Raw genomic sequence first — 24103 nt, 5'->3', positions numbered from 1 at the left:
TCTATTCGCTGTGAAATAGTCGGCGGCATAGGAATATATATTAACATTGTCCGCTTAACCCGGATGGGAACATGACGCGGCCCGCCCTTCGCCATATTTCCCTGAAAATGTCGGTATTTACCGGCCTGCTTTACTTCGCGGTCGCGTCGCTTGCACTGCTGACCTCGCGATTCGAAGGCGGTTTGGCCTTCATCTGGGGCGCCAATGCCTTGCTGATGGCGGAAATGATGACCGCGCGTATGCGCGCCTGGCCGCGCCTCATCCTCTCCTGCATGATCGCCAGCACGATCGCGACGGCGCTGTTCGGCATCGGCGCAATGGCGGCGGTGCCGATGGCTATCCTCAATGTCGGGGAGGCGCTGGTGGTCGCCTATATCTGCCGCCGGCTTGGTGTCGGGCGACAGATCGCCGCATCGATGCGCGAATTGTGCATCTTCATCTTCGCGCTGGCGGGCGTTGCCAATGTGCTTGCCGGTATCGGTGCCGCGCTGGTGGTCTCCATTTTGCTGGGTGGTGATTTTCCCCATATCTGGCTGCAATGGTATAGCGGCCATGTGCTGGGCGGCCTCATCTGCACGCCGCTGCTGCTGATCCTGCTGCAGGGCGAGGTAAGCCGCTGGGCGCGCCAGGCCCGGCCGATCGAGCGGCTGGAGGCGTTCGGCCTGCTGTCCGCCTTTGCCCTGTGCGCCTGGTGGATCTTCTATCGCGTCGATTATCCGATGCTGTTCGCCTCGCTGCTGCCACTGGTGCTGATCGCCTTTCGCACCGGCTATGCAGGGTCGGCGGCGGCGATCGTCATCCTGGCGCTGATCGGCGGCACGGCGACCATGACCGGCCATGGACCGCTCCGTCTGGTCGCGGCCAGCATTCCCGAACGCATCCAGTTCTTCCAATTCTATCTGGCGCTCAGCTTCCTGCTGTCGGTCCCCGTGGCCGCCGAACTCAACAGCCGTCGCCGGCTGATCCGCATGCTGCGCGACAGCGAGGCGCGCTATCGGGCCTTTGCCGAACATAGCGGCGACGGCGTGGTCAATCTCAGCATCGACGGCATCATCCAATATGTCTCGCCCTCGGCCGTGGACCAGATCGGCATCGACGCCGACCGGTTGCTGGGCCAGCCGGCTGTCGACCTGATCGACCCGGAATATCGCCCCTTCGCCATCGTCACCCATCGCCGCGCGCTCGCCCATCCGGGGGAGGCGCATGCGGTCGAATTTCGCCCCAACCGGCCGGACAATGATTTCGACTGGTACGAGATGCTGGTCCGCGCCGTGCTGGACGAGCAGGGGCGGGCGATCGGCGTCATCAGCACGGTGCGCGACATTTCCCGCCACAAGGCGCGCCAGCGGGCGCTGCACCAGGCGGCGGCGCAGGATGCCCTGACCGGCGCCGACAGCCGTCGCGCGTTGCAGGAAAAGCTGGACGACCAGATCGCCCGCGTCGCGGCCGGCGGGCAGGCTTGCCTGCTGCTGATCGACATCGATCATTTCAAGTCGGTCAATGACCGCCATGGCCATGCCGCTGGCGACCGGGTGCTGGTCGGCTTTGTCGAGCGGCTGCGCCAGGCGCTGCGTGGCACCGGCAGCATCGGGCGCCTGGGCGGCGAGGAATTTGCCGTGCTGCTGCCCGATGTCGATCTGGAACGGGCCGAGCGCATCTGCGAGCATCTGCGCACCCGCGTCGGGGTGCGGCCGTTCCCGCTCGGCAATGGCGAGGATATCGCCATAACCTTCAGCGCGGGCCTTGTTGAACTGGACGGCTCGGCCAGCGCCGCGACCCTGATGGAGGCGGCGGACAAGGCGCTCTATGCCGCCAAGGGCAGCGGTCGCAACTGCCTGCGCTTCGCCGCCTGACGGTCCGGCGGAACGGGAACGTCTTTCCCGCCCGAAAAATCGGTGATGTTATGTTGTAACTTATGCCGGTCTCGACTATGTAGCACGCACCATGCTGCTCAGCTTCCGTCACGCCCTGGAATCCGGACGCCTTGATCGCCTTGCGATGGCGCTTTCTGGCCTGTGCGTCGCGCATTGTTTCCTGACCGCAGTGGTGCTGGGCCTGCTGGCATCGGCCGGCGGCATTTTCGACAGTCCGATCTTCCATGAAGCGGGGCTGGCGCTCGCCATCCTGATGGGCGCGATCGCGCTCGGCCATGGCGCGCTCGTCCATCGTTTCATGATGCCCGCCGCGATCGGTTCGCTGGGCCTTGGCATCATGGCCGGCGCGCTGACCATGGATCATGGCTGGCAGGAAAGCGCCTATACGCTGCTTGGCGTCGCCATTCTCGCGCTCGGCCACGATCTCAACCACCGCGCCAGCCACTGACCGCCGGCGATTATCGGGGGCGGTTCTTCCCGCATCGATGACCACGAAAAAGGGGGCCTTTCGGCCCCCTTCGTCTTTTCGTCCGGTCCGCCCGATCAGGCGTCCTTGCGCTCCACGCGATGCTCGCCCTTGACCCAGCGCACGGTGCCGGTGCTGGCGCGCATCACCACGCTCTCGGTGGTCAGCTTGTCGCCCGGCAGATGCTTGACGCCCGCCAGCAGCGATCCGTCGGTCACGCCGGTCGCGGCAAAGATGCAGTCGCCCTTGGCCAGTTCCTTGAGGTCATAGACCTTGTCCAGGTCGGTGATGCCCCACTTGTAGGCGCGCTGCTTCTCGTCATCGTTGCGGAACAGCAGGCGGCCCTTGAACTGGCCACCCACGCAGCGCAGCGCGGCACAGGCCAGCACGCCCTCGGGCGCGCCGCCCGAACCCATATAGATGTCGATCGTGGTTTCGGGATTGGTGGTCGCGATCACGCCGGCAACGTCGCCGTCCGGGATCAGCATGATGCCGCAACCGATCGCGCGCAACTCGGCGATCAGCTTCTCGTGGCGCGGGCGATCCAGCACGCAGACGATGATTTCATGCGGATCGACGCCCTTGGCCTTGGCCACCGCCTCGACATTCTCCTTCACCGACTTGTTGAGGTCGATGATATTGTCGGGATAGCCCGGACCGACGGCGATCTTGTCCATATAGACATCGGGTGCGTTGAGCAGGCCGCCTTCTTCCGAAATGGCGAGCACGGCCAGCGCATTCGGGCCGGCCTTGGCGGTGATGGTGGTGCCTTCCAGCGGATCGAGCGCGATGTCGATCTTGGGGCCCTTGCCGATCGCGTTGCCGACCTTCTCGCCGATATAGAGCATCGGCGCCTCGTCGCGCTCGCCCTCGCCGATCACGACGGTGCCGTCCATATAGAGGTCGTTGAAGGCCAGGCGCATCGCCTCGACCGCAGCGGCGTCGGCGGCCTTCTCGTCGCCCCGACCGACCAGCTTGGATGCGGCGATTGCAGCCGCTTCGGTGACGCGCACCATTTCGAGTACCAAGACGCGATCGAGAATCGAACTAGCCTGCACCATAGCCACTCCTCTGCTGTAACTGATAGAGCAGGGCGATAGGATGTCCGCCTCTGCTTGTCGACCCAACTTGCCGGGCTCGCAAAGCTTTTCATAGTCGTGATGCCACGGATGGACGCGCCTTTGCCTTATATGGCATTCCGCAGCGTCCAGCTGCTGCCATCATCCCGCCATGTTCGACTGTTCAGATGTCGTCATGCGGTGGGTCTTGTCTTTCCCTCTTTTGCTGATCGGCCTGCCGCTGGCAGCCGCGCAGGAGATCGTGCCGGTGGATGAAGCGCCGCTCGCCCAGCGCACCACGATGGAGGAATATCAGGCGCGCACCGCTGTCGTGCGCCCCTGCGATCGCAGCGGCGGCGGCATCGTCGTCTGCGGCAGCCGGGCGGAGCGCAATGCGAAGGAAAGGCTGCCGCTACCGCGCGAGCCGGTCGAGGGGCGCCCGCTTGCGGGTGATACGCCGCGCGCGTCCGCTGCCGCACCCAGGCAGGGCGCCTGTGGCGTCGTCGGCGGGCAGGGGACGGGCTGCGTCGGTGGCGGCGTGCCGATCCTGGGCGCCGCCATGCTGGCCGGCAAGGCCATCACCCATTTGCTCGACCCCGACGCCGACATGGCACCACCGCCGCCCCTGCCGGATTCGGTCAAGGGCGCCGGCCAGCACTGATCCCACCGGTCCCGGCGCGATCAATCCAGAATATGCATGACCATCGGCGTGTCGAGCAGGCTGTCGGAGCCGGCCAGCCGCTCCAGCGTCTCGCGCACGCAGCGTTCCTCGCCGGCATGGGTGACGATCGCCACCAGCACGCCATCGGCCTGGTTGGCGCCGCGCTGGATCATGCTCTCGATCGAAACGCCGGCATCGCGGGTCGCGGCAGCAATCTCGGCCAGCACGCCGGGGCGGTCCTGCACCTTGAAGCGCAGATAGGCGCGGCCGATCCGCTGGCCGGCGTCGGCCGGCTGTTGCGGGGTCAGGGCGGCAACCGGCATCGCCAGCGCATCGCCATATTCGTCGCGGGCCACGTCGATCAGGTCGGCGACCACGGCCGAAGCGGTCGGGCCGTCACCCGCGCCACGCCCCTGGAAGAAGAGGCGGCCGACGAAATTGCCCTCGGCCACGACGGCATTGAGCGAACCGTCGACATGGGCGAGCGGATGGTCGAGCGGGACCAGCATCGGATGGACGCGCTGGAACAGGCCTTCCGGCCCATTCTCCGCCATGCCGACCAGGCGGATGCGGAAGCCCAGCGCTGCCGCCTCGGCAATGTCGGCGGCGATCACATGGCGGATGCCGGTGGTCGCGACATGGTCGAAGTCCAGTTCGGTGCCAAAGGCCAGGCTGGCAAGGATGGTCAGCTTGTGCGCGGCATCGACGCCGTCAATGTCGAAGCTCGGATCGGCCTCGGCATAGCCCAGTTCCTGGGCTTCTTTCAGCACCTCGTCAAAGCCCCGGCCTTCCTTCTCCATGGTGGTCAGGATGTAATTGCAGGTGCCGTTGAGGATGCCATAGACGCGGCTGATCTCGTTGGCGGCCGCGCCTTCGCGCATGCCCTTGATCACCGGGATGCCGCCGGCGACCGCCGCTTCATATTTGAGCGCCACGCCGGCCCTCTCGGCGCGGCTGGCAAGGTCCAGGCCATGATGGGCCAGCATCGCCTTGTTGGCGGTGACAAACGGCTTGCCGGCGGCCAGGCACTGGCGGGCGAGGGTGAGGGCCGGGCCATCGGCGCCGCCGATCAGTTCGACCACCACGTCGATATCGTCGCGGGTCGCCAGCGTCGTCATGTCGTCGACCCATTCATAGGGGGACAGGTCGACGCCGCGATCCTTGTTGCGGTCGCGCGCGGAGATGGCGACCACCTGCACCGGACAGCCGGCGCGGCGGGCAATCAGGTCGCCATTGGTGTTGAGCAGGCGAATGACGCCGCCGCCCACCGTTCCGAGGCCAACGAGCGCGACGCGCAGCGGGGCATGGCGGTGGAGATTGGTCATGGCGTTTCCTGGTCCTTCGCACTGTAAGAGCCGCGCTGATAGCGGCCCGAGCGCCGCTGTCCAAGGAAAAGCACAGCGGCGCCCGATTGAAAGATAAGTGCGTAGGGGGTCAGTTCGGCTTTCGATTGCGTGCGCAGCGGCCAAGTGCGTTCAGGACGAACTGATAATCCGCGCGCGCCGCTTCGGCGTCCTGCACTGCCAGGGTGCGGACCGACCGGGCCGGAAGAGTGGCCGGCAGGCTGCAACTCAGCCGATACCAGAGCAGGCTGCCGGGGGCAGGGGCGCGGGCGGCTTCGTCGACGATTTCGCCCAGCGCCACGGCCCAGATGGGCTGTTGTCCGGGACGGCGGATGATCGACAGCGATACCGGGTCGCCATTTTCGGTGCGCAGGAAAATCTGCGTCTCGCCTTCGCCGGCGATCGTGCCTGCCACATGGAAAGCGTCGCCCAGGCCGATGATTCGCGGCGGTGCATCCGGCGCAACCAGCGCCGATAGAACGGTCTTCACCCGTTCGACCTCGGCGGGGGTGGCGGCGATCTGCGCATCGCGCGCGATCAGCTGAATCTGGCCCGGACGCCCGCCCGGACGGGCGAATAGCAGCACCTGTGCCTTTTTCAGCTTGGGTATCTTGCCCTTCGAATCGAGGAGGGCGTCATAAAGATAGCCAACGGTCGGGCTTATGCCCCCTTCGCCGCGAATCAGTGCGGTCACTTCGGCCTCGACATAGACCCTGCGATAGCCTGCCGGGACGTCCGGAGCCTGTTCGGGCTTCAACGGGACGATGTTGCTAATGCGCACGTTGGCAACTAGCGGTGCCGCATCGGAAAGGTCGGCGATGTCGGCATAGGTCAATCCGGCGGCAACCGTCGATGATTGCGCTGTCATCGAATTTGTCTGAGAAAATGCCGGGAAAACGGCGGTATATGAGGCCGAAATGAGGCACAACGAGGCGAGCGTCTTCATGGCCGTGGTGGATTTCTTCTGCATCTTCGTCCTATGCTATCAGCCCGTGGCAGGGATGTCACAGGCAAGTCATTCCGGTGTGTAATGGTAAACGCAAGCCGGTAGTTCGATAAAGCGTTTGCGTGCCACGATGCGCCGCGATAGGAGTTCGCACGGTAGCAAATGGACGGATAAGGGCCAAAGGTGGTCGGGGATAGCCCCGGGCAGCTCGGGTCGTTTTTGGCTGATTTGTACAACCCACTGGTAAGATGAGTTAAGGAGTGTCGTTGCCGAATGGCCTATGCTGACCACTCGCAAGGATCGAGTCGTACGATATCGATCGTCATCGTCGCCCTGATTCACGCTGTTCTCGGCTATGCCTTCGTCACCGGTCTTGGCATGAAATATGTCAAAAAGGCGGCGGAACAGCTGAACGTGATCGACGTGAAGGAGGAGCCCCCGCCACCTGACGAGGAGCCGCCGCCGCCGCCGCCGGACAAGCCGATTGAGCCTCCGCCGGTCGTCGCGCCGCCGCCGATCGTCCAGACCCCGGCCCCCGCGCCGCCGATCCAGACGGTTCGGACGCCGCCGCCGGTGTTCAATGAGGTTCCGGTGCCCGCACCGCCGCCGGCCCCGCCGCCGCCGCCCGCTGCAAAGCAGGCTGCAAAGGGCGTGTCGCCGCGTGGCAATCCGGGTTCCTGGGCAACCACTGAAGACTATCCTTCGCGCGCTCTGCGTGAAGAAAAGCAGGGGACCACTGGTTTCCGTCTTGAAGTGGGCGCCGATGGCCGTGTCACGAGCTGTACCGTTACGCAGTCGAGTGGCTCGCCTGAACTGGACGACGCAACTTGTAAGCTGGTTTCCCGCCGCGCGCGCTTTAGCCCCGCGGAAGATGACCAGGGTAACAAGATCCCGTCGACCTACGCGAACCGCATTCAGTGGCGGATCCCGCAGTAATTTAAACGGGAGGGCAGGCGCCCGGCGCCGCTCTCCCCTTTCACGATCCTTTTGAGAGGGAAGTCTTGAACATGTTGATGTATCTCGCAGCCGCGGCGCCCAAGCCGGAAAACCCGTACGGCCTGATGGAAGCCCTGGAGCAGGGCGGCACCATTGCCTGGACCGTCTTCATCATCCTCTGCGCCATGTCGGTCGGCACTTTCTACATCCTGTTCACCAAGCTGATCGAACAGCAGAAGGTGATCAGCCAGGGCAAGAAGATCCGTGCGACCTTCTGGCGCGCCGCTTCGCTGAAGGAAGCTTCGGCCAAGCTCGAAAAGAACTCGGCCTACAAGCAGATCGTCGATGACGGCATCAAGGCTCAGGAAGAGCATGGCAAGCTGAAGGATCCGGTCGAAGCACATGACTGGCTGCACGGCTCGCTGGCTCGCTCGGAAGCCGCGATCAACTCGTCGCTCGGTGGCGGCCTGGCGTTCCTCGCCACCGTCGGTTCGACCTCGCCGTTCATCGGTCTGTTCGGTACCGTTATCGGCATCTACCGCGCTCTGATCAAGATCGGTGCTGCCGGTCAGGCCTCGATCGACGCCGTTGCCGGCCCGGTCGGTGAAGCTCTGATCATGACCGCGCTGGGTCTGGCCGTGGCCGTTCCCGCCGTTCTGGCCTACAACTTCCTGCAGCGCCGCAACAAGGCGATCTCGGAACAGCTGAACGGCTTCACCGTCGACCTGCTGGCCTACCTGGTTTCGGACGGCGCCGTGAAGCCGACCGTTGCTGCCGCTCCGGCCGCTGCTGCTGCCAAGCCGGCTGCTGCGCCGACCAAGGCCTAATCGCCTTAAGACGCCGGTTCGGGCGCCGGGTGGCGGCTGCGACCACCCGGCCCCTGCCGGACAGGGGCCCCGGTTAACGGGGCACCTACGACACCAAGGTTAGGATTGTATCAATGGCAATGAGTGTTGGCTCCGACGGCGGTGACGACAAGCCGATGTCCGACATCAACACGACGCCGCTCGTCGACGTCATGCTGGTGTTGCTCATCATCTTTCTCATCGCGGTCCCGGTCGTCGTCCAGACGGTCGATCTGCAACTTCCCAAGGTGGCGTTCGAGCCGACCACGACGAAACCCGAAAATGTTTCCTTGTCGGTCACCTCGGCGCCCGACGGCAGCTGTGCGGTTTACTGGAACCTGACCAAGGTCAGCTCCGACGAACTGCTCGATCGCGCCGTCGCCAAGCTGGAAGCGGACATCAAGAAGGCTGGTGGTGTTGAAAATCTGACGCCCGAGGATCTGCCCGAAGTGCATATCCGCGGCGACATCAATACCCCCTATCGTTGCATCGGCGGCACCATCTACACGATGCAGCGCGCCGGTTTCCCGAAGGTGGGCTTCATCTCCGAACCGGAACCCGGTTCGACGACGACCCGCCTCTGATCGGCCGCATAAGGAGAATTCGTTATGGCCATGAGCATGGGCTCCGATGATGGTGAGCCGATGGTGGAAATGAACACGACGCCGTTGATCGACGTCATGCTCGTTCTCCTCATCATGTTCATCATCACCATTCCGATCCAGACCCACGCGGTTAAGATCGATCTGCCGCAGAGCGCGCCTCCGAGCGACAATGTGGTCGACCCTGTCAAGAACAAGGTCGCGATCGATGCCGGCGGCGTGATCAGCTGGAACGGTGCGCCGATCGACCTGCTGACCCTGCGTCAGTATCTGCAGCAGTCGCTGCGTCTGCCCGTCGAGCCGGAACTGCAGTTCCAGCCGAACGCGCAGACCCGCTACGTCGTCGTTGACGAGGTGCTGGCGGAGATCAAGCGCGCGGGCGTGACCAAGCTGGGTTTCGTCGGCAACGAACAATATAGCGCTTTCTGATCCACCAATCGTCCGGGGACGTCGGTCTCAGACTTCCCGTCTCCGACCCGCCGGACGATCCAGATCAGGCTATGGACAGGGGCTGCTTCGGCAGCCCCTTTTTTGTGCCCGTGCGTCTTCCGCTTAACATTTCCCTTACCTTCCTGCGCGATGCTGAAGGGGAATGGGTGGATGTGGACCATGGGCGCTGAACGACTGACCGAATTGGAACGCAGGGGCCGGCTTGCCGAACGGCGCGACGTTGTGATCAGCGTCAAGGTGCGGCGTCCGGGTGAAACCTGGTTCACCAGCAATATCGCCGACATGTCGCTCACCGGCTTTCGCCTGCACAGTTTCATGAAGCTCACCGTCGGCAGCGAATTGTGGATCATGTTGCCGGGTTTCGAGGGGCGGCGCGCCCGCGTCCAGTGGGTGCGCGCGCATGAATCGGGCTGCACCTTCGAGCGCCCGCTCCATCCCGCCATCTTCGACTATATCGTCCAGCGCTGCCTCGCCGGCCGTTGACTGCGCGTCCGGCGGGATGGCGGTTCAGCCGTCCAACTGGTCCTGGAATTGCAGGCTGGCCAGCCGCGCGTAAAGGCCGCCCAGTGCCACCAGCGTCGCATGGTCGCCCTGTTCGACGATCCGTCCCTGATCCAGCACGATGATCCGGTCGGCGGCCCGCACGGTCGCCAGCCGATGGGCGATGACGATTGTCGTGCGCCCCTGCATCAACCGGTCGAGCGCATCCTTGACCAGTTGCTCGGATTCCGCGTCGAGCGCTGACGTCGCCTCGTCCAGCAGCAGGATCGGCGCATCGCGCAGCAGCGCGCGGGCGATCGATACGCGCTGGCGCTGCCCACCCGACAGCCGTGCGCCGCCTTCGCCCAGATGGCTGTCCAGCCCCTGGGGCAGGGCGCGCAGAAAGGCTTCGGCATTGGCTGCCCGCGCCGCTGCCCATATCTCCTCGTCGCTCGCATCCCATTTGCCGTAGCGCAGATTGTCGCGAGCGGAGGCTGCGAAGATCACGCTGTCCTGCGGCACCATCGCCATTGCTGCGCGCAGCGCGGCCGGATCGGCGGCCGGCAGTGGCACATCGTTCAGGCGCACTTCGCCCTGGTCGGGATCATAGAAGCGCAGCGCCAGCTGGATCAGCGTCGACTTGCCGGCACCCGAAGGTCCGACCACCGCGACCGTTGCGCCCGGCGCAATGTCGATCGTGACGCCGTTCAGCGCCGCCTGGTCGGGCCGGGTGGGATAATGGAAATGGACATTGTCGAAGCGCAGCCGCGCGCCCTGCGCCAGCGTCGGGATCGCGACCGGCGCCGCCGGCGCGGCGATCGCCGGCTCGGCCGCCATCAGCTCGTCCAGCCGGCTCGCCGCCCCGGCGCCACGCAGCAGGTCGCCCCAGCTTTCCGACAAGGATCCGAACGCGCCGGCCACCAGCCCGCCGGTCAGCACGAAGGCGGCGATGCTGCCACCCGACAGGCGCCCGGCGGCGACGTCGATCGCGCCCAGCCACAACACGCCGGTGATCGATCCGAACACCAGGGCAAAGGCGATGGCGGTCATCACCGCGCGCAGCAATATGCGCTGCCGGGCGGTGGCAAAGCCGCTCGCGACGGTCGCGTCGAACCGGGCCGCCTCGCGCCCTTCCTGGCCAAAGCCCTGGACGATCTTCATCGCGCCCAGCACCTCGGTGGTGACGCTGCCGACTTCGGCCAGCCGATCCTGGCTGGCGCGCGACAATTTGCGCACCCGCCGGCCCAGCGTAACCAGCGTCAGCACGATCACCGGTATGCCCAGGATCAGCAGGCCGGCGAGCTTGGGCGCAAGCACGAACAGATAGATGAGGCCGCCAATGCCGGTGACCAGGTTGCGCAGCGCGACCGACACGGTCGATCCCACCACCTGGTCGATGATCGCGGTGTCCGCCGTCATGCGCGATGCGATCTCCGACGGCCTGTTCTCCTCGAAGAAAGCCGGCGCCTGGCGCAGCAGATTGGCCTGGGTCGCGCTGCGAATGTCGGCGACCACCCGCTCGCCCAGCCAGGACACGAAATAGAAGCGCAGCGCGCTTGCCAGCGCCAGGATCACCACCAGCAGGAACAGATATTCGAACCAGCGGCTGATATCGCCGCCGCCGGTGAAGCCCTTGTCTATCACCAGGCGAAAGCCGCTCGGGATCGCCAGCGTCGCGGCCGAAGAGACGATCAGAGCGGTCAGCGCCCCGGCGATCCGTGCCGGATAGCGCGTCGCAAAGCGCCACAGCATGGCCAGACTCGACAGGGTAGGGCGATCGGCGCGGCGCGGCGCGGGTACGGTGGCATCCTCCATGTCGGGGCGTTAGCAGCGCGGCGCGCCCGCCTCAATGGGCGGGCGCGATCCCGCTGCTCAGGCCGCCGGTGCGATCCGTTCGGCCAGTGCCATCAGGCGCGGCGTATCCGCCTTGCCGGTCAGCGCATAAGCCATGTCGCCGGCCTCCCAATAGGCGACCGTGCCGTCGCGCCGCTCCGCGATCAGCGGCTGCCCTTCCGCCGGCGTTTCCGCCCGGTCGGCGAACAGCGACAATTGCTCGCCCTTTTCGGTGGTCAGCGCGATCGCGATCGCCGGGCTGTCGGCGGTCGGGAACAGTTGCACGTCCCGCACCTGCCAATTGGCCGGCAGGCGCGGCAGCACGATGCCGGTCGACCGCCGGATTTCGGCATCGTCCAGCTTGGCGCTCTCGACCTGCGACGCCATCTGCTGGCGCAGCAGGCCGGCGCGGCGCGATGCGGCCGCCTCGTCCAGGAAGGTGCTGGCCTGCGCCGCCTGGGGAAATTCGCCCAGCGCGCCGCGGCCGATCCACCCCGTCGCCAGCAGCGCGGCGATCGCCGCCGCCCGGCCGACATGGCGCCAGCCGCGCCCGGCCTCATTGTCTTTGGCCACCGGCTGCGACATGTCGCGGCGTCGGCCGACCAGCGTCCCCTTGGTGCCGTCATGCATCAGGCGGAAATCGATATGCGGCCAGCGCTTGCGCCAGCGGCGCGCGACCAGCCGTTCGCCCGGCCGCGCGGCATCGTCCAGCAGTACCACGCCATTGGGCGAGAGGCGGGCGAACAGGCTGTCGGCGGCGCCCCGCACCAGCGGATGCACGCTCCAGGGCGGGCCATCGATGATGATCAGGTCGATCTGCTCGGGCAGCCGATCGATCGCATACCAGCGGCCCGGCCAGTCGGCGCTTTCGTGGGTCAGCGGCGCATGGCGGATATCCACGTCCAGCGCATGGTCGGCCAGCCATTGCCGGGTCGCGTCGACAAAGCCGCCATGCTGGTCGAAACTGTGCAGCTGTCCGCCGCCATGCAATTGCAGCGCCCGCGCCGCGATCAGCGAGGATGCGCCCGCGCCCAGTTCGACGACATGCGCCGGCCGCAGCCGCGCAATCTCGCGCACGATATGGCGCAGGAAACCGACATCGGCCTTCCAGCTTCCCAGATGCGGCAGCGCATCATGGGGCAGTTTGAGTTCGTCCAGCAGCGCGCGCTTGTCCGCCTTGCGCCCGCCCGACAGGCTGGCGAGCAGCCAGGGCCAGCCGATCGCGCCAAAGGTCAGGCGCCATGCCATGTCGGAGACGCGGCGGGACAGGGCATCGGTCACGGGTTCGGATTCATTCAGCGAGAGGAAGCCGGTCAATTCACGGGAAGTCACGGGGAAATAAGCTCCTGTCGCAAAGGCGGGGACTATGCCAGCAGTCCTGTTTCACGCATATGACGCCGATCCATATGGTCAAATCATGACGCAGGAAACGCCGATGACCCGTATAATTTCCGCGACGGTCGAACGCTGGCCGGTTGCGGGCGCCTTCATCATCAGCCGCGGCGCCAAGACGGAGGTGGACGTCGTCGTCTGCACCGTGGGCGACGGCGATCATGTCGGGCGGGGCGAGGGCACGGCCATTTACTATGAGGGCGAGACCGCACAGGGCTGCGCGGCGGCGATCAACGCCTATGCCGGGCCGCTCGATCGCGAAGCGCTGTTGCAGGCGATGCCGCGCGGCGCCGCGCGCAACGCGCTCGACTGCGCGCTGTGGGATCTGGAGGCGAAACGGGCCGGCGTCCCGGTCTGGCAACTGGCCGGCCTTGCTGCACCGACGCCGCTGCCCACCGCCTTCACCATCAGCCTGGGCGAACCGGAGCGGATGGAGGCCGATGCCCGCGCCGCCGTCGCACGCGGCTTTGGCCTGCTCAAATGCAAGCTGACGGGGGAGGGCGATCATGCCCGCATCGCCGCCGTGCGCGCCGGCGCACCGGGCGTCCGGCTGATCGTCGACGCCAATGAAAGCTGGCATGACCGCGACATCGTGGCGGAGGCAGCGGCGCTCGCCGAACTGGGCGTGGAAATGGTGGAGCAGCCGATCCTGCACGGGCGGGAGGACAGGCTGGCCGGCCTGCGCGCGCCGTTGCCGCTCTGCGCCGACGAAAGCTGCCACACCCGCGCCGATCTCGACCGGCTGGGCGATTTCGACGCGGTGAATATCAAGCTCGACAAGGCCGGGGGCCTGACCGAGGCGCTGGCCCTGGCACAGGCAGCGCGCGCCCGCGGCTTTCGCATCATGGTCGGCTGCATGCTCGGCACCTCGCTCGGCATCGCGCCTGCCGCCTTGGTGGCACAGGGCGCCGACTGGATCGACCTCGATGGCGCGCTGCTGCTGGCGAAGGATCGCGACGGTGCCTTGCCGGTGCGCGACGGCCTGCTCCACCCCGGCACCCTCTGGGGCCAGGGCTGATATTCCTCCCAGCTTGCGGGGAGGGGGACCATCCGCAGGATGGTGGAGGGGGGCAGCCGTCTGAAGCCAGCCCCCAACCGGCCACCGCTTTCCTACTCGCCCATTCTCTGGTCTATCCTCGGCGATGCAATCCGCGTCATCGCCCGTCGCCCAGGGAAGGCGTGACCCAAGTGTCGCCTCGATGGCGCGTCATCGTCGCCTGGTCCTGACCCGATCGGCAGGCAGCTATGACCCAGGTGTCGCGCCGGCGTCGCGTGACAGGGGCGTGGGTGGTGCATATCCGGCGCAAACGGCCCGATTTGGTCGACGACACTGTGAACTTCGGGGCTGTCGCGTCGGCGTGACCCTGCCGGGCCCGCCGATCGCGACAGATTGCCTCGGCTCAATAACCCAGCGTCAGGCCGACGCTATAATATTTCGGGCCGACATTGGCCTTGGCGCGCAGCTTGGGGATCAGCGGCATCGCCAGCGTCGCATAGGGGCGGGTATTGTCGCCGCTGAAGCGCACGCCCGCACCGATCGAGACCGACATGGGAATCGTATAGGCCGCCTCGACCCGGCCATAGAGCTTGGTGTCGCCATCGCGCAGATAGACGCCGCCGCCCGGCGTCAGGCTGAAACCCGCCATGTCGAGCGCATAGCCGGCGCCGATCTCGGTGCCCCAATGGCCGTCGGCGCGACCATAATTGACTTCGGCGCCCAGTCCCTCGGCATGGGCGGCAGGCGCCATAAGGGGGGCAACGATCAGCAGGCCAAGGGCCGCCATCCGGTTCATTTTCATGGCAAATCCATATCAGTCATTGGTGATGGGTCGGTAAGGGCGCGGCTGGTCCCCGCCGGCAAGCGGAAAGGGGACCAGCCGAATCCGTCCTGCGGTGAAGCGAGGTGTTTCGTTCTATCCGTCGACGCGGCGCACTGGCTGCACCTCGGCATAGGGCATGATCGCCTTGCCGTCGGGGGCCGCGGTGAAGCTGGTCTGCGTCGGATAGGCGAACTCGATGCCCTCGGCATTGAACCGCTTCCAGATGGCCAGGCCGATGCGATGGCGCATCTGGAAATAGTCGTGATGGTCCGGGTCGGGCACATCGAAATTGAGCTGATAGTCCAGGCTGCTGGCGCCAAAGGCGATGATCCCGGCATTGACGAAGATCATGCCTTCCGCTTCGACGATCTCCTTCAATATGGTGGGGATCGCTTCGGCCTGTTCCTCCGACGTCTGGTAGATGATGCCGATGGCATAGGTGACGCGGCGCTGGATCAGCGTCTGCAGGCTGGTGATTTCCTTCTGCAGCAGGTTCGCGTTGGAAATCACCTTCTTCTCGCCGCTCATCGCCCGCAGCCGGGTGGATTTCAGGCCGATCTTCTCGACCCGCGCCGTGGTCTGGTCATAGGTGATGATTTCGCCCTGGCGGAACGGCTTGTCGAAGATGATCGACAGCGCCGCGAACAGATCGGAGAAGATGCCCTGCGCGGCAAGGCCGATCGCAATGCCGCCGATACCCAGACCCGCGACCAGGCCGGTCACGTTGACGCCCAGATTGTCGAGCACGACGATCGCGGCGATCGCGAACAGGGCAAAGGTCACCAGGATGCGGATCAGGCCCATCGCATTGGCCAGCGTCTCGCCCTGGCCATCGTCGGCCAGCGTCTTGCGCTCGATCAGGCCCAGGATGATCTCCCGTGCCCAGATCGCGGCCTGCAACACGGTGGCGATGGTGAAGAAGAAGGTGACGGTCTTGCTCAGCGACGCCGGCGCATCGGCGAACACCACGACCAGCCGCGCCGCGACCATGATCATGAAATATTGCGTCGTGCGCGCCGCCGCCCGGCTCAGCACATTGCCCAGGCCCAGCGGGTCGCCACGCCGGCCGCGATGCTTGGTGCCGATCCGGCGCAGCGTGGCGAGCGCCAGATAGATGATCGTGGCCGCGCCGACGGCGATCAGGATCTGGATATAATGAAGCTGGAACCAGGCGATGGTCGAATGCCACATTTCCGTGAGGTTGGGCGCACGCACGTTGATGTCGATGCCGGGGTCGTTCTTGTTGGCCATGCTGATCCTTGATTGATGGTCCGTGGGCTCGATCAGGCCGCTGCTGCCAGCGTGGGCGCGTTGGCCAGATCGTCGAGGAACGCGATCAGCCCGCGTTCGTGACGCGACAGATAGCGCGTCCGGCGCGGCAGGCGAAGCCCCTGCCGCCATTCATCCTGTCCGTCCTTGCACAGGTCGATCAGGGCGGGGTGGATATAGGATTTGCGGCTGATCGCCGGCGTGTTGCCCAACGCCGCCGCTACCGGCTCGATCATCTCCTTGAGCGAGACATGGCCCGCCGCCAGCGTCTCGAAGGCGATGGTCGATGCGCCCCAGGTGCGGAAATGCTTGGCGGTGAAGTCGTCGCCCATGGCCTGCGCGATATAGGCGTTGACGTCGCTCGAACTGATCGGATGCGCCTCGCCATCCTCGTCCAGATATTGGAACAGATGCTGGCCCGGCAGATCCTGCACCGCCCGCACGAATCGCAGCAGGCGGCTGTCGGTGATGCTCAATTGCTGTTCCTTGCCGGACTTGGCGCGGTAGCGCAGGGTCAGGCTGCGGCCATTCAGGTCGACATGCCGCCGCCGCAGCGTGGTCGCGCCGAAGCTCTTGTTGGTGGTGGCATAATGTTCGTTGCCGACCCGCAGCTTGGCGAGGTCCAGCAGCCGCACCACCGCCGCGATCGTCCGCGCCTTGCGCAGGCCGCGCCGCGACAGATCCTCCTCCATCTGTGCCCGCAAGCGTGGCAGGGCGCGGCCGAAGGCGGGGCAGCCGGCATATTTCTCCGCCTCGCGCGCAGCCCGGAAATCGGGGTGATAGCGATATTGCTTGCGCCCCCGCTCGTCATAGCCGGTCGCCTGGATATGGCCGTGGGGGGAGGGGCAGAACCAGCAGTCGCGATAGGCCGGCGGCATGGCGATCGCGTTCAGCCGGTCGATCTCGTCGCGGTCGGTGATGCGGCTGCCGTCCGCCGCGCGATAGGCCCATCCCTGTTTCAGCGCGCGCCGGCTGATGCCGGGCATGCCGTCATGGCTGTGGATGATTGCGGGGGACGACATGGGAACCGGGCGACCTTCTTTCTTCCGGTCCAACCCGTGATGATCCGCTTCGTTCCGCGTGCAGCCTGCCCGGCGCTGTCAGGACGGGCGTGATCGCAGCCGCTGCAGCCAGCCGGTGCCCGCGCCATAATGGCCGGTCCAGGGCAGCAACGGACGGCGGACCGTCGTCGCCTGGGCGCAGCCGACGATCAGGCTGATAACCGCCAGCGGGAAGGCCAGCATCATGGTGGCGGGCATGGCAAAGGCGAGGGTGATCGCCGAAAGCCCGCCGCCAAAGGCCGCGAGCGTCGCCCGCAGGTCGCCATCGGGGCCGCGCAGCCAGAACAGGCAACCCGTCACGCCCAGCGCGAACATGGCGATATTCTGCATCGCGCCGGCCGGCACGATCGCACAGGCGGCGATCAGCCCGATCATCGCCAGCGCGGCGCGGCGCCATTGCCAGCCGCCGATCAGGCGGGTGAGCAGCGGATAGAGCAGCAATTCGCAGGTCAGCGCCGCCAGCAGGATCGCGCCGGGGGCCGCCGCGCCCTGGCCGTCCGCGATGAAGGCGACGACCGCGCTCGCCGTCCAGGGCAGCATTCGCGACGGCGCCATGCGGATATGGCTGACCCAGCCGGTCATGCCCGGCCGCAATGCCCAGCGCCGGTCGGCCTGGCGCAACTGGAAGGCGGACAGGGCAAACAGCATCTGCACGCCCCATGGCATATAGGCGGGGGACAGCAGCGGGGCAGCCAGGATCAATCCCAGCATCAGTCCCTGAAGCCAGCCCAAAATCCGCAATTCCATGGTCATGCCGTCACTCCCGCCTGTGCGCCAGGCTGTTCGAAGAACGGCACGCGTCCGGCGTCCTTGCGCTTGCGGGTCAAATAAGTGTCGAGGCCGATCTGGAGCGAGAGCATCATGAAGATGAAAGGCTGATAGGCGATGCCCACGAACAGCGATCCGATCATGTAGACGACATGGCCCTGCTGCAGCGCCACGGCGAAGGGCGCGATCCAGGCCTCGTCCGGTCCGTCGCGCTTGCGATACATGCGCCGGATCGATTCGGTGCGGATGAAGCAACTCAGGTGCAGCAGCGCCCACAGGAAGAAGCCGAAATAGCCCTGCTCGCCCAGCATCTCGAAATAGGCACTGTGATAGGCACGGCCCTTGTCGGTGACCAGGCGGCGCTCGATCCGCTTCTCGTCGCCATCGCCGACCTCGCTCTGGGCGAAATAGGTGAAGCTGTTCTGGAGATAATTGTCGAAGCCGCCGCCGCCCGGATGGGTCTTCACATAGTCGAGCGTCCACATCCACACCGCGACGCGGGTGGACGCGCTTTCGTCGCCCTGATGATTTTCGATTGTCTGCATCCGCTTGGTGAAGCTGGCGGGCAGGAAGGGGATGGCGGCCAGCGCGGCAAAGGCCAGCAGCGGGCCATAGACGAACTTGCGCTTCGACCGCATCAGCATCATGCCGGCCAGGATCACCAGGCAGACCAGGCCCGTGCGCGCCTCCGTACCGACCGGCATCAGCATGCAGGCCAGGCACAGCGCATAGGCAAAGGCCTTCACCTTCCAGTCGGGCGGAAAGATGGTGCCATGCTGAGTGAGCCACAGGATGATCGGGATCAGCGCGATCGCCACGCAGGAAATGATGCTGCCCTCGTACAGGCCGCTATTATTGTCGACCATCAGATTGAGCACGCCATAGCCGCCGCCCGACAGCGCGGTCTTCATGCCGCCATTGATGATGATCGTGCTCGCGCACAGCACCATGAACAGCGCCAGCGCCTCGATCCGCAGCCGCGTGCGCAGCACCAGCGGCAGGAACACGGCAAAGACGATCGCCTTCCATACCCAGGCCCATTTGGTCGCGGCGTTGATCGGGAAATCGGCGGTCGCGGTCGTATAACCGCACCAGGCAAGCAGGACGAGCAACAGCACCTGCCGCGCGGAAAAACGGCAATCCTTCTTGTCGTCGACCACTATCCAGGCACCGACCGCACAGACGAAGGCGATCAGCGAGATCGGGATCGAATTGAGCAGATAATAGCAGAGCCGCTGGGGCGAAACGATGTCGATATAGGCGTAGATGATGACCAGAAGGAACGGCCGCTTGAATCCCATCAGGAAGAAGGCGCCCAGGAAGGCGATGAAGAACAGGTCACGCATCGGCGGCGTCTCCGTCCGGCGATGCCGGCGGGGTGTCGATGTCGCGATCCAGGTCCGGGCGCGACAGCAGCCGCCAAGCGGCCAGCAGGATGACGCCATGGCTGATCAGCAGGGATAGGGTATCAATCATTGCGTGTTTTGATCTGCCGGTTCTGGACTCTTGCCCCGTAAAATCCCTAGCGTGACAGAGTTGACGGGGCGTTAAACCTTTTTCGGCAAAAAGTTACCGCTATGACTCGTATCCTTCACGTTCTCGATCACAGCCTGCCGATGCACAGCGGCTACACGTTCCGCACGCGGGCTATCCTGCGGGCGCAACTGGCCAAGGGCTGGGATGTGCGCGGGCTGACCGGCCGGCGCCATGTCGCGGCGGGACCGCAGGAGGAACTGGTCGATGGGCTGCATTTCCACCGCACGCCGGGCGAAGCGGCCGGCGGCAATGCGTTGCTGCGCGAGTGGCGCGACATTTCCGCCCATGCCGATGCTATCGAGTCGCTGGTGCGCCAGTGGCGGCCGGATATCATCCATGCCCATTCGCCGGTGCTCAATGCCATGGCCGCTCAGCGAGTCGCGCGCCGCCACGGCATTCCGCTGATCTACGAGATTCGCGCCTTCTGGGAGGATGCGGCGGTCGGCAACGGCACCGGGACCGAAGGCAGCCCGCGCTACTGGCTGACCCGCCAGCTCGAAAGCCATGCGGTCCGTGCCGCTGACGCGGTTGCCGTCATCTGCGAAGGGTTGCGATCCGATCTGGTCGCGCGCGGAATCGACTCGGCCAAGATCACCGTCTCGCCCAATGGCGTCGATCTCGATCAGTTCGGCGCACCGGTGCCGCGTGATTCGGCCCTGACCGCGAAGCTGGGGCTCGAAGGGGCGGATGTCGTCGGCTTCATCGGCAGCTTCTATGATTATGAAGGGCTGGACGATCTGATTGCCGCCATGCCCCGACTCGTGCGGGCGCGGCCCAGGGCGAAGCTGCTGCTGGTCGGCGGCGGGCCGATGGAACAGGCGCTGCGCGATCAGGCGCTGGCGTCGCCCTTCACCGACCATATCGTCTTTGTCGGCCGTGTGCCGCACGACCAGGTCGAACATTATTATGCCCAGGTCGATGTCCTCGCCTATCCGCGCAAGGCGATGCGCCTTACCGATCTGGTGACGCCATTGAAGCCGCTGGAGGCAATGGCGCAGGGCCGACTCGTTGCCGCATCAAGCGTCGGCGGCCATCGCGAACTGATCGAGGATGGCGTGACCGGCACCTTGTTCGCGCCGGACGACCCGGCCGCGATCGCGCAGGCGCTGGCAGGCATGTTCGCGGATCGTGGCTTCTGGGATGAACGCCGCATCGTGGCGCGCGATTTCGTCGAGAGGGAGCGTAACTGGTCGTCAAACATTTTGCGTTATGAGCCTGTTTACCAGCGACTTCTGGGACGGGACTCGACCGCAAAGGCGGCCTGAGGAACGGCGGCGATGCCGAAGTTCACACCGTCCATGCGAGGACTGGCCATCATGGCGCTGGTCGCGGCAGGCTGCGGCGCCCTGGTGGTGCTGACCCTGCCGGTCGGCTGGATGGAAATGCTGGTCGCGTCGAGCGGCCTGAGCGAGACGATCCCGGCGGCCGGTCCGCCGCTGGGCATGAAGGCAAGACTGCTGCTGGCCGGTTTCGCCGCGCTGATGAGTGTAGGAATTGTGGCCGCGGTGCGGCGAAATGGATCGGATGCGCCGCACAGGCGCTTGAGAATAAGCGGAAGGCGTCATCCAGACGCCCAAGGAGCAAGAAAAATGGGTTTCGCATTTGCAAAGCTGACCGCGCTTGCCCGCGGACGCAATGTGCCCGCTGCCGAAGAGGCCGCGCCCGCGCAGCGCCGTGCCGACGCGCATCCCGACGCGCCGCCCCGTCCTCCGATCTTTGCCAGCCGCGATTTTGGCGGCGCCGATATCTTCGCGCGCCCGGAGTCGGGGCGTCGTCGTCTGGTGGTCGATAGCGATCCGGTAGAGCCGGTGGCGGCCACGGTGGTGCGCATGGAGACGCCGGCCGCCTTTGCCATGCCGACCCCGCATGAAGAGGCGTCGGTCGAGGATATGGCGATCGCGCCCGCACCCGGCTTCGCGCGTCCGTTCGACGCCATGCCGGCCCTGTCGACCAATCCGATCCCGCTCGGCCGCGCACCGTTCGCGCCGCCGGAAGACGCTATATTTGAGCCCTGGGAAGAAGAGGCAGCGGCGGAATTTGCCACCTTCGATGAAGAGCCGACCGATATTGCACCGGAGCCGGTCGTCGAACAGGCTCCTGTCTTCGTTCCGGAACCGGTGATCGAAGAACCGATCCAGGCGTTCGATCCTGCGCCCGAACCCACACCTTTTGTTCCGAGGGCGGAGGCATCATCCACCCCGAGCGCGCGCAACTTCGACAATCTGTCGATCACCGAACTGACCGAGCGGCTGGAGCGGGCACTGGTCCAGCGTGGCCGACCGGCGACCGCGCCGCGCGTCATTGCCGACATGCCGATCGCCTCGGCGGTGCCGGTGCGTGAAGCCGTGTCGGAAGATGTCGAGGATGCGCTGCGTGCTGCGCTCGGCACGCTGCGCACCATGACCGGGCGTCCCCGCTAAAGGAACGTCTTACCAGTCGCGGATGGTGAGGGCGGACAACTCGATCCATTCGCCTTCCGCGTCGCCGCGCAGGTCGTCGATCACCATGTCGGCGACGAAATGGCCCGGCAATGTCCATTCCGCATCCTGCAATTCGCTGGCTAGCGCCTCCCGACGCGCGCGCAGGCTGCCGCCCGCCACCCGCAACAGGATGACGTGGCGCCGTCCTTCGAACAGGGCGCTGGCCCAGGGGCGACTAACAGCACGCTCGACCGTCGCCGGCTCGCCGATCCGGGCGATCAACTGGACCAGCAACTGGGCCAGCGGATCGGCCTCGCGCCGTTCTCCTGCTCGATTACGGACCAGATTCGCGCTTGTGCGCAGTATGTCGGCGCTTGTCATTGGCTCACGCTCCTGCGATATTCGTTCATGAAATGTTCTACGCGTCTCTTTATCCGATCGCCCGGATCGCGCCCCATGCGCAGGTCGAAGACCAGGCGCGGATCGCGCACGGCGTCGCGACCGAAACGGGTCGGCGCTATCTGATAGTCTCGCAGGAATTTCTCGATCGTGCGCAGCAGCATGGACGGACCTCTCCTTTGTCGAGCCGATTCGCCCCCTGCGAATCAATAGGCAATTTCCTATCTCATATTCATTTTCCTACTTGTCTAGGAAAATTCCTATCATTATGGATGCAACATGGATGAAGCGCAGGACGCCCGGACTGCCCTCGATCGGCTGATCGTCGAACGCGGGGAAAATTATGCCGATCTGTCGCGGCTGATCGGGCGCAATCCCGCCTATATCCAGCAGTTCATCAAGCGCGGCACGCCGCGCAAGCTGGACGAGGCGGATCGCCGCATCCTGGCGCGCTATTTCGGCGTGGCGGAAACGATGCTGGGCAGTCCCGTGCCGGTCGGCGCGCCGATCCCGCGTGTGGGCGGCTTGCCTGCGGTGGTTGCGGTGCCGCGTCTGTCGCTTGGCGCCTCTGCTGGCGCGGGCTCGCTGGATGAGGATGAGCGCACCGCGGGGGTGATGGCGTTCGACGCGCAATGGCTGCGCCATCTGGGCGTGCGGCCGCAGCGCGTGTCGATCATCCGGGTCGATGGCGAATCGATGGCCCCCACGCTCAACGATGGCGATGACATCATGGTCGATCATGAGGATGACGCCGATCGCCTGCGTGACGGCGTCTATGTGCTGCGGCTCGACGGCGTGCTGATGGTCAAGCGGGTTGCGATGGGGCCGTTGCGCGGCCGGTTCAGCGTATTGAGCGACAATCCCCATTATCCCGACTGGACCGATATCGATCCGGCGATGGTGGCGATCGTCGGCCGGGTCGTCTGGACAGGCAGGCGGCTGGTCTGAGAAGCCTGGTTCGTCTTTGAAAGGCGCCGTGCCTTTCCTATGTCTAGGAAAACAGGGGAAGGCTGGATCATGAACGATAATGGCGCGGTGATCCGCAAGGCGATCGAGTGGCGCGGTGCGCCGATGGCGCTGGCGACAGTCGTGTCGACCTGGGGATCGGCGCCGCGCCCGCGTGGCAGCCACATGATCGTCCATCAGGATGGCCGGCTGGAGGGCAGCATATCGGGCGGCTGTGTCGAGACCGATGTGTTGCAGCGCGCTGCCGAAGTGATTGCCGGCCGGCCCGGCCATGTTGCGCATTATGGCGTGGCCGATGGCGATGCGTGGGAGGTTGGCCTGCCGTGCGGTGGTGAGATCAGCGTGCTGGTGCAGCCGGTGGGGGAGGGTGGTTTTGCCCCCGACCTGTTCGACCGGATCGCGTCGGAAAGCGCGCGCGGCCGGGCGCTCACGCTCTCGACCGATCTGGACAGCGCTATCACCCGCGAAGGTGTGATCGAAGGCCAGTTCCTCAACCGCTATGATCCGCCCCGCCGCCTGCTGATCGTCGGCGCGGTGCAGATCGCCCAGTCGCTTGCCGCGTTGGCGCAGGCTATCGCCGTCACCCCGGTGGTGATCGATCCGCGCGGCCGCTTCCTGACGGCGGAGCGTTTTCCCGGCATCGAGCTGGACGATCGCTGGCCCGATGCGGCGATCGCCGCGCGCCATCCCGGCGAATCCACCGCCGTCGTGACCTTGAGCCATGACATCAAGATCGACGATCCCGCGCTGATCGCCGCGCTCGCCGCCCCGACCGGCTATGTCGCGGCGCTGGGCTCCCGGCGCAGCCATGCCGCGCGGCTGGAGCGGCTGGCGGCGCAGGGATTCGGCGCGGACGACCTCGCCCGGATCGATGGACCAGCAGGCCTCGACATCGGCGCGATCGGGGCGGCGGAAATCGCCCTGTCGATCACCGCCGGGATGGTTGCCGGCTTTAACGCCCGCCGCTGATCAGAGGAC

Annotated in this window: 26 protein-coding genes; 13 read left to right on the top strand and 13 right to left on the bottom strand. The window is 65.7% G+C overall.

Annotated features, from left to right (window positions below; genetic code table 11):
- The first annotated feature begins 71 nt into the window (after nt 1–71).
- Together AC0KVN_RS16055 and AC0KVN_RS16050 are read left to right on the top strand one after the other, a co-directional pair.
- Entirely contained in the window at nt 72–1853 is a 1782-nt protein-coding gene (locus AC0KVN_RS16055) for a sensor domain-containing diguanylate cyclase (protein ID WP_483656208.1), read from the top strand.
- Between the two features lie 91 nt (nt 1854–1944).
- Entirely contained in the window at nt 1945–2322 is a 378-nt protein-coding gene (locus AC0KVN_RS16050) for a MerC domain-containing protein (RefSeq protein WP_004209982.1), read from the top strand.
- Between the two features lie 95 nt (nt 2323–2417).
- Here AC0KVN_RS16050 and glpX read toward each other — a convergent pair whose 3' ends face one another.
- Entirely contained in the window at nt 2418–3401 is a 984-nt protein-coding gene (gene glpX / locus AC0KVN_RS16045) for a class II fructose-bisphosphatase (RefSeq protein WP_004209983.1), read from the bottom strand.
- A 220-nt stretch (nt 3402–3621) separates the two neighbouring features.
- Here glpX and AC0KVN_RS16040 point away from each other — a divergent pair, with 220 nt between their 5' ends.
- Nucleotides 3622–4059, top strand: coding sequence for a hypothetical protein (locus tag AC0KVN_RS16040; RefSeq protein WP_435567320.1), 438 nt, complete (start codon nt 3622–3624; stop codon nt 4057–4059).
- A 20-nt stretch (nt 4060–4079) separates the two neighbouring features.
- Here the strand turns inward: AC0KVN_RS16040 and AC0KVN_RS16035 are convergent, their stop codons facing one another.
- Together AC0KVN_RS16035 and AC0KVN_RS16030 are read right to left on the bottom strand one after the other, a co-directional pair.
- On the bottom strand, nt 4080–5384 hold the full coding sequence (locus AC0KVN_RS16035; RefSeq protein WP_136186309.1) for a homoserine dehydrogenase: 1305 nt from the start codon (nt 5382–5384) through the stop codon (nt 4080–4082).
- Between the two features lie 109 nt (nt 5385–5493).
- Entirely contained in the window at nt 5494–6372 is an 879-nt protein-coding gene (locus AC0KVN_RS16030) for a hypothetical protein (protein ID WP_435567272.1), read from the bottom strand.
- A gap of 249 nt (nt 6373–6621) precedes the next feature.
- Here AC0KVN_RS16030 and AC0KVN_RS16025 point away from each other — a divergent pair, with 249 nt between their 5' ends.
- From AC0KVN_RS16025 to AC0KVN_RS16005, 5 genes are all read left to right on the top strand, one after another.
- Nucleotides 6622–7284 (top strand): energy transducer TonB, encoded by a 663-nt coding sequence (locus AC0KVN_RS16025; protein ID WP_004209989.1) that lies wholly within the window; start codon nt 6622–6624, stop codon nt 7282–7284.
- Between the two features lie 71 nt (nt 7285–7355).
- Complete coding sequence (locus AC0KVN_RS16020; protein ID WP_004209990.1) at nt 7356–8111, top strand: MotA/TolQ/ExbB proton channel family protein; 756 nt, start codon at nt 7356–7358, stop codon at nt 8109–8111.
- A gap of 113 nt (nt 8112–8224) precedes the next feature.
- Complete coding sequence (locus AC0KVN_RS16015; protein ID WP_004209992.1) at nt 8225–8713, top strand: ExbD/TolR family protein; 489 nt, start codon at nt 8225–8227, stop codon at nt 8711–8713.
- Between the two features lie 24 nt (nt 8714–8737).
- Nucleotides 8738–9160 carry an ExbD/TolR family protein gene (locus AC0KVN_RS16010; protein ID WP_435567271.1) on the top strand — a complete coding sequence of 141 codons (423 nt, stop codon included), beginning with the start codon at nt 8738–8740 and terminating at the stop codon, nt 9158–9160.
- 180 nt (nt 9161–9340) lie between these two features.
- Nucleotides 9341–9664 (top strand): PilZ domain-containing protein, encoded by a 324-nt coding sequence (locus AC0KVN_RS16005; protein ID WP_026108744.1) that lies wholly within the window; start codon nt 9341–9343, stop codon nt 9662–9664.
- Between the two features lie 24 nt (nt 9665–9688).
- Here AC0KVN_RS16005 and AC0KVN_RS16000 read toward each other — a convergent pair whose 3' ends face one another.
- Together AC0KVN_RS16000 and AC0KVN_RS15995 are read right to left on the bottom strand one after the other, a co-directional pair.
- A complete protein-coding gene (locus AC0KVN_RS16000) occupies nt 9689–11476 on the bottom strand; it encodes an ABC transporter transmembrane domain-containing protein (RefSeq protein ID WP_435567270.1) in 1788 nt (595 codons plus the stop codon).
- Nucleotides 11477–11533: 57 nt separating this feature from the next.
- Nucleotides 11534–12826, bottom strand: coding sequence for a class I SAM-dependent methyltransferase (locus AC0KVN_RS15995; protein WP_435567269.1), 1293 nt, complete (start codon nt 12824–12826; stop codon nt 11534–11536).
- A 103-nt stretch (nt 12827–12929) separates the two neighbouring features.
- Here AC0KVN_RS15995 and dgcA point away from each other — a divergent pair, with 103 nt between their 5' ends.
- The gene (gene dgcA, locus AC0KVN_RS15990) at nt 12930–13904 is read left to right on the top strand and encodes an N-acetyl-D-Glu racemase DgcA (protein ID WP_435567267.1); all 975 of its coding nucleotides are present in this window, start codon (nt 12930–12932) and stop codon (nt 13902–13904) included.
- Between the two features lie 382 nt (nt 13905–14286).
- On the opposite strand, the gene AC0KVN_RS15985 is transcribed toward dgcA, so the two are convergent.
- The 6 genes from AC0KVN_RS15985 to AC0KVN_RS15960 form a co-directional block, all read right to left on the bottom strand.
- Nucleotides 14287–14685, bottom strand: coding sequence for a hypothetical protein (locus AC0KVN_RS15985; protein ID WP_435567266.1), 399 nt, complete (start codon nt 14683–14685; stop codon nt 14287–14289).
- 114 nt (nt 14686–14799) lie between these two features.
- Nucleotides 14800–15957: a mechanosensitive ion channel family protein gene (locus AC0KVN_RS15980; protein ID WP_279729437.1), complete on the bottom strand. Its 1158-nt coding sequence runs from the start codon at nt 15955–15957 to the stop codon at nt 14800–14802.
- A gap of 32 nt (nt 15958–15989) precedes the next feature.
- Nucleotides 15990–16997, bottom strand: coding sequence for a DNA topoisomerase IB (locus AC0KVN_RS15975; RefSeq protein ID WP_435567265.1), 1008 nt, complete (start codon nt 16995–16997; stop codon nt 15990–15992).
- 78 nt (nt 16998–17075) lie between these two features.
- Complete coding sequence (locus tag AC0KVN_RS15970; protein WP_435567264.1) at nt 17076–17789, bottom strand: hypothetical protein; 714 nt, start codon at nt 17787–17789, stop codon at nt 17076–17078.
- The gene (locus tag AC0KVN_RS15965) at nt 17786–19150 is read right to left on the bottom strand and encodes a putative O-glycosylation ligase, exosortase A system-associated (protein WP_010336883.1); all 1365 of its coding nucleotides are present in this window, start codon (nt 19148–19150) and stop codon (nt 17786–17788) included. Before AC0KVN_RS15965 ends, AC0KVN_RS15970 begins: the two co-directional genes overlap by 4 nt.
- Nucleotides 19143–19280 (bottom strand): hypothetical protein, encoded by a 138-nt coding sequence (locus AC0KVN_RS15960; RefSeq protein ID WP_004210005.1) that lies wholly within the window; start codon nt 19278–19280, stop codon nt 19143–19145. Before AC0KVN_RS15960 ends, AC0KVN_RS15965 begins: the two co-directional genes overlap by 8 nt.
- A gap of 101 nt (nt 19281–19381) precedes the next feature.
- Here AC0KVN_RS15960 and AC0KVN_RS15955 point away from each other — a divergent pair, with 101 nt between their 5' ends.
- Both AC0KVN_RS15955 and AC0KVN_RS15950 read left to right on the top strand, forming a co-directional pair.
- Nucleotides 19382–20605: a TIGR04063 family PEP-CTERM/XrtA system glycosyltransferase gene (locus AC0KVN_RS15955; protein ID WP_435567263.1), complete on the top strand. Its 1224-nt coding sequence runs from the start codon at nt 19382–19384 to the stop codon at nt 20603–20605.
- A 12-nt stretch (nt 20606–20617) separates the two neighbouring features.
- Nucleotides 20618–21760: a hypothetical protein gene (locus AC0KVN_RS15950; protein WP_435567262.1), complete on the top strand. Its 1143-nt coding sequence runs from the start codon at nt 20618–20620 to the stop codon at nt 21758–21760.
- 9 nt (nt 21761–21769) lie between these two features.
- Here the strand turns inward: AC0KVN_RS15950 and AC0KVN_RS15945 are convergent, their stop codons facing one another.
- Nucleotides 21770–22141 carry a hypothetical protein gene (locus tag AC0KVN_RS15945; RefSeq protein ID WP_375186953.1) on the bottom strand — a complete coding sequence of 124 codons (372 nt, stop codon included), beginning with the start codon at nt 22139–22141 and terminating at the stop codon, nt 21770–21772.
- Entirely contained in the window at nt 22138–22323 is a 186-nt protein-coding gene (locus AC0KVN_RS15940) for a hypothetical protein (protein ID WP_435567261.1), read from the bottom strand. Before AC0KVN_RS15940 ends, AC0KVN_RS15945 begins: the two co-directional genes overlap by 4 nt.
- A 115-nt stretch (nt 22324–22438) precedes the next feature.
- On the opposite strand from AC0KVN_RS15940, the gene AC0KVN_RS15935 reads away from it, so the two are divergent.
- Both AC0KVN_RS15935 and AC0KVN_RS15930 read left to right on the top strand, forming a co-directional pair.
- On the top strand, nt 22439–23107 hold the full coding sequence (locus tag AC0KVN_RS15935; protein WP_435567260.1) for a S24 family peptidase: 669 nt from the start codon (nt 22439–22441) through the stop codon (nt 23105–23107).
- A gap of 69 nt (nt 23108–23176) precedes the next feature.
- The gene (locus AC0KVN_RS15930; protein ID WP_435567259.1) at nt 23177–24094 is read left to right on the top strand and encodes an XdhC family protein; all 918 of its coding nucleotides are present in this window, start codon (nt 23177–23179) and stop codon (nt 24092–24094) included.
- Nucleotides 24095–24103 lie beyond the last annotated feature (9 nt).

Source organism: Sphingobium sp. SG1 (assembly GCF_057063145.1).
The sequence above is the reverse complement of the archived record's forward strand: the minus strand, read 5'-3'. Positions and strand labels throughout refer to the sequence as shown.

Bases quoted from the DNA above. Each gene is read 5' to 3' on its own strand.
- AC0KVN_RS15960 (WP_004210005.1), bottom strand. From the start codon at position 19,280: ATGATTGATACCCTATCCCTGCTGATCAGCCATGGCGTCATCCTGCTG.
- dgcA (WP_435567267.1), top strand. From the start codon at position 12,930: ATGACCCGTATAATTTCCGCGACGGTCGAACGCTGGCCGGTTGCGGGC.
- AC0KVN_RS16020 (WP_004209990.1), top strand. From the start codon at position 7,356: ATGTTGATGTATCTCGCAGCCGCGGCGCCCAAGCCGGAAAACCCGTAC.
- AC0KVN_RS15975 (WP_435567265.1), bottom strand. From the start codon at position 16,997: ATGTCGTCCCCCGCAATCATCCACAGCCATGACGGCATGCCCGGCATC.
- AC0KVN_RS16050 (WP_004209982.1), top strand. From the start codon at position 1,945: ATGCTGCTCAGCTTCCGTCACGCCCTGGAATCCGGACGCCTTGATCGC.
- AC0KVN_RS16035 (WP_136186309.1), bottom strand. From the start codon at position 5,384: ATGACCAATCTCCACCGCCATGCCCCGCTGCGCGTCGCGCTCGTTGGC.
- AC0KVN_RS15950 (WP_435567262.1), top strand. From the start codon at position 20,618: ATGCCGAAGTTCACACCGTCCATGCGAGGACTGGCCATCATGGCGCTG.
- AC0KVN_RS15945 (WP_375186953.1), bottom strand. From the start codon at position 22,141: ATGACAAGCGCCGACATACTGCGCACAAGCGCGAATCTGGTCCGTAAT.
- AC0KVN_RS15965 (WP_010336883.1), bottom strand. From the start codon at position 19,150: ATGCGTGACCTGTTCTTCATCGCCTTCCTGGGCGCCTTCTTCCTGATG.
- AC0KVN_RS16015 (WP_004209992.1), top strand. From the start codon at position 8,225: ATGGCAATGAGTGTTGGCTCCGACGGCGGTGACGACAAGCCGATGTCC.
- glpX (WP_004209983.1), bottom strand. From the start codon at position 3,401: ATGGTGCAGGCTAGTTCGATTCTCGATCGCGTCTTGGTACTCGAAATG.
- AC0KVN_RS15985 (WP_435567266.1), bottom strand. From the start codon at position 14,685: ATGAAAATGAACCGGATGGCGGCCCTTGGCCTGCTGATCGTTGCCCCC.
- AC0KVN_RS16005 (WP_026108744.1), top strand. From the start codon at position 9,341: ATGGGCGCTGAACGACTGACCGAATTGGAACGCAGGGGCCGGCTTGCC.
- AC0KVN_RS16000 (WP_435567270.1), bottom strand. From the start codon at position 11,476: ATGGAGGATGCCACCGTACCCGCGCCGCGCCGCGCCGATCGCCCTACC.
- AC0KVN_RS15940 (WP_435567261.1), bottom strand. From the start codon at position 22,323: ATGCTGCTGCGCACGATCGAGAAATTCCTGCGAGACTATCAGATAGCG.
- AC0KVN_RS16025 (WP_004209989.1), top strand. From the start codon at position 6,622: ATGGCCTATGCTGACCACTCGCAAGGATCGAGTCGTACGATATCGATC.
- AC0KVN_RS15955 (WP_435567263.1), top strand. From the start codon at position 19,382: ATGACTCGTATCCTTCACGTTCTCGATCACAGCCTGCCGATGCACAGC.
- AC0KVN_RS15935 (WP_435567260.1), top strand. From the start codon at position 22,439: ATGGATGAAGCGCAGGACGCCCGGACTGCCCTCGATCGGCTGATCGTC.
- AC0KVN_RS15930 (WP_435567259.1), top strand. From the start codon at position 23,177: ATGAACGATAATGGCGCGGTGATCCGCAAGGCGATCGAGTGGCGCGGT.
- AC0KVN_RS15980 (WP_279729437.1), bottom strand. From the start codon at position 15,957: ATGGCCAACAAGAACGACCCCGGCATCGACATCAACGTGCGTGCGCCC.
- AC0KVN_RS16030 (WP_435567272.1), bottom strand. From the start codon at position 6,372: ATGCAGAAGAAATCCACCACGGCCATGAAGACGCTCGCCTCGTTGTGC.
- AC0KVN_RS15970 (WP_435567264.1), bottom strand. From the start codon at position 17,789: ATGACCATGGAATTGCGGATTTTGGGCTGGCTTCAGGGACTGATGCTG.
- AC0KVN_RS16010 (WP_435567271.1), top strand. From the start codon at position 8,738: ATGGCCATGAGCATGGGCTCCGATGATGGTGAGCCGATGGTGGAAATG.
- AC0KVN_RS16055 (WP_483656208.1), top strand. From the start codon at position 72: ATGACGCGGCCCGCCCTTCGCCATATTTCCCTGAAAATGTCGGTATTT.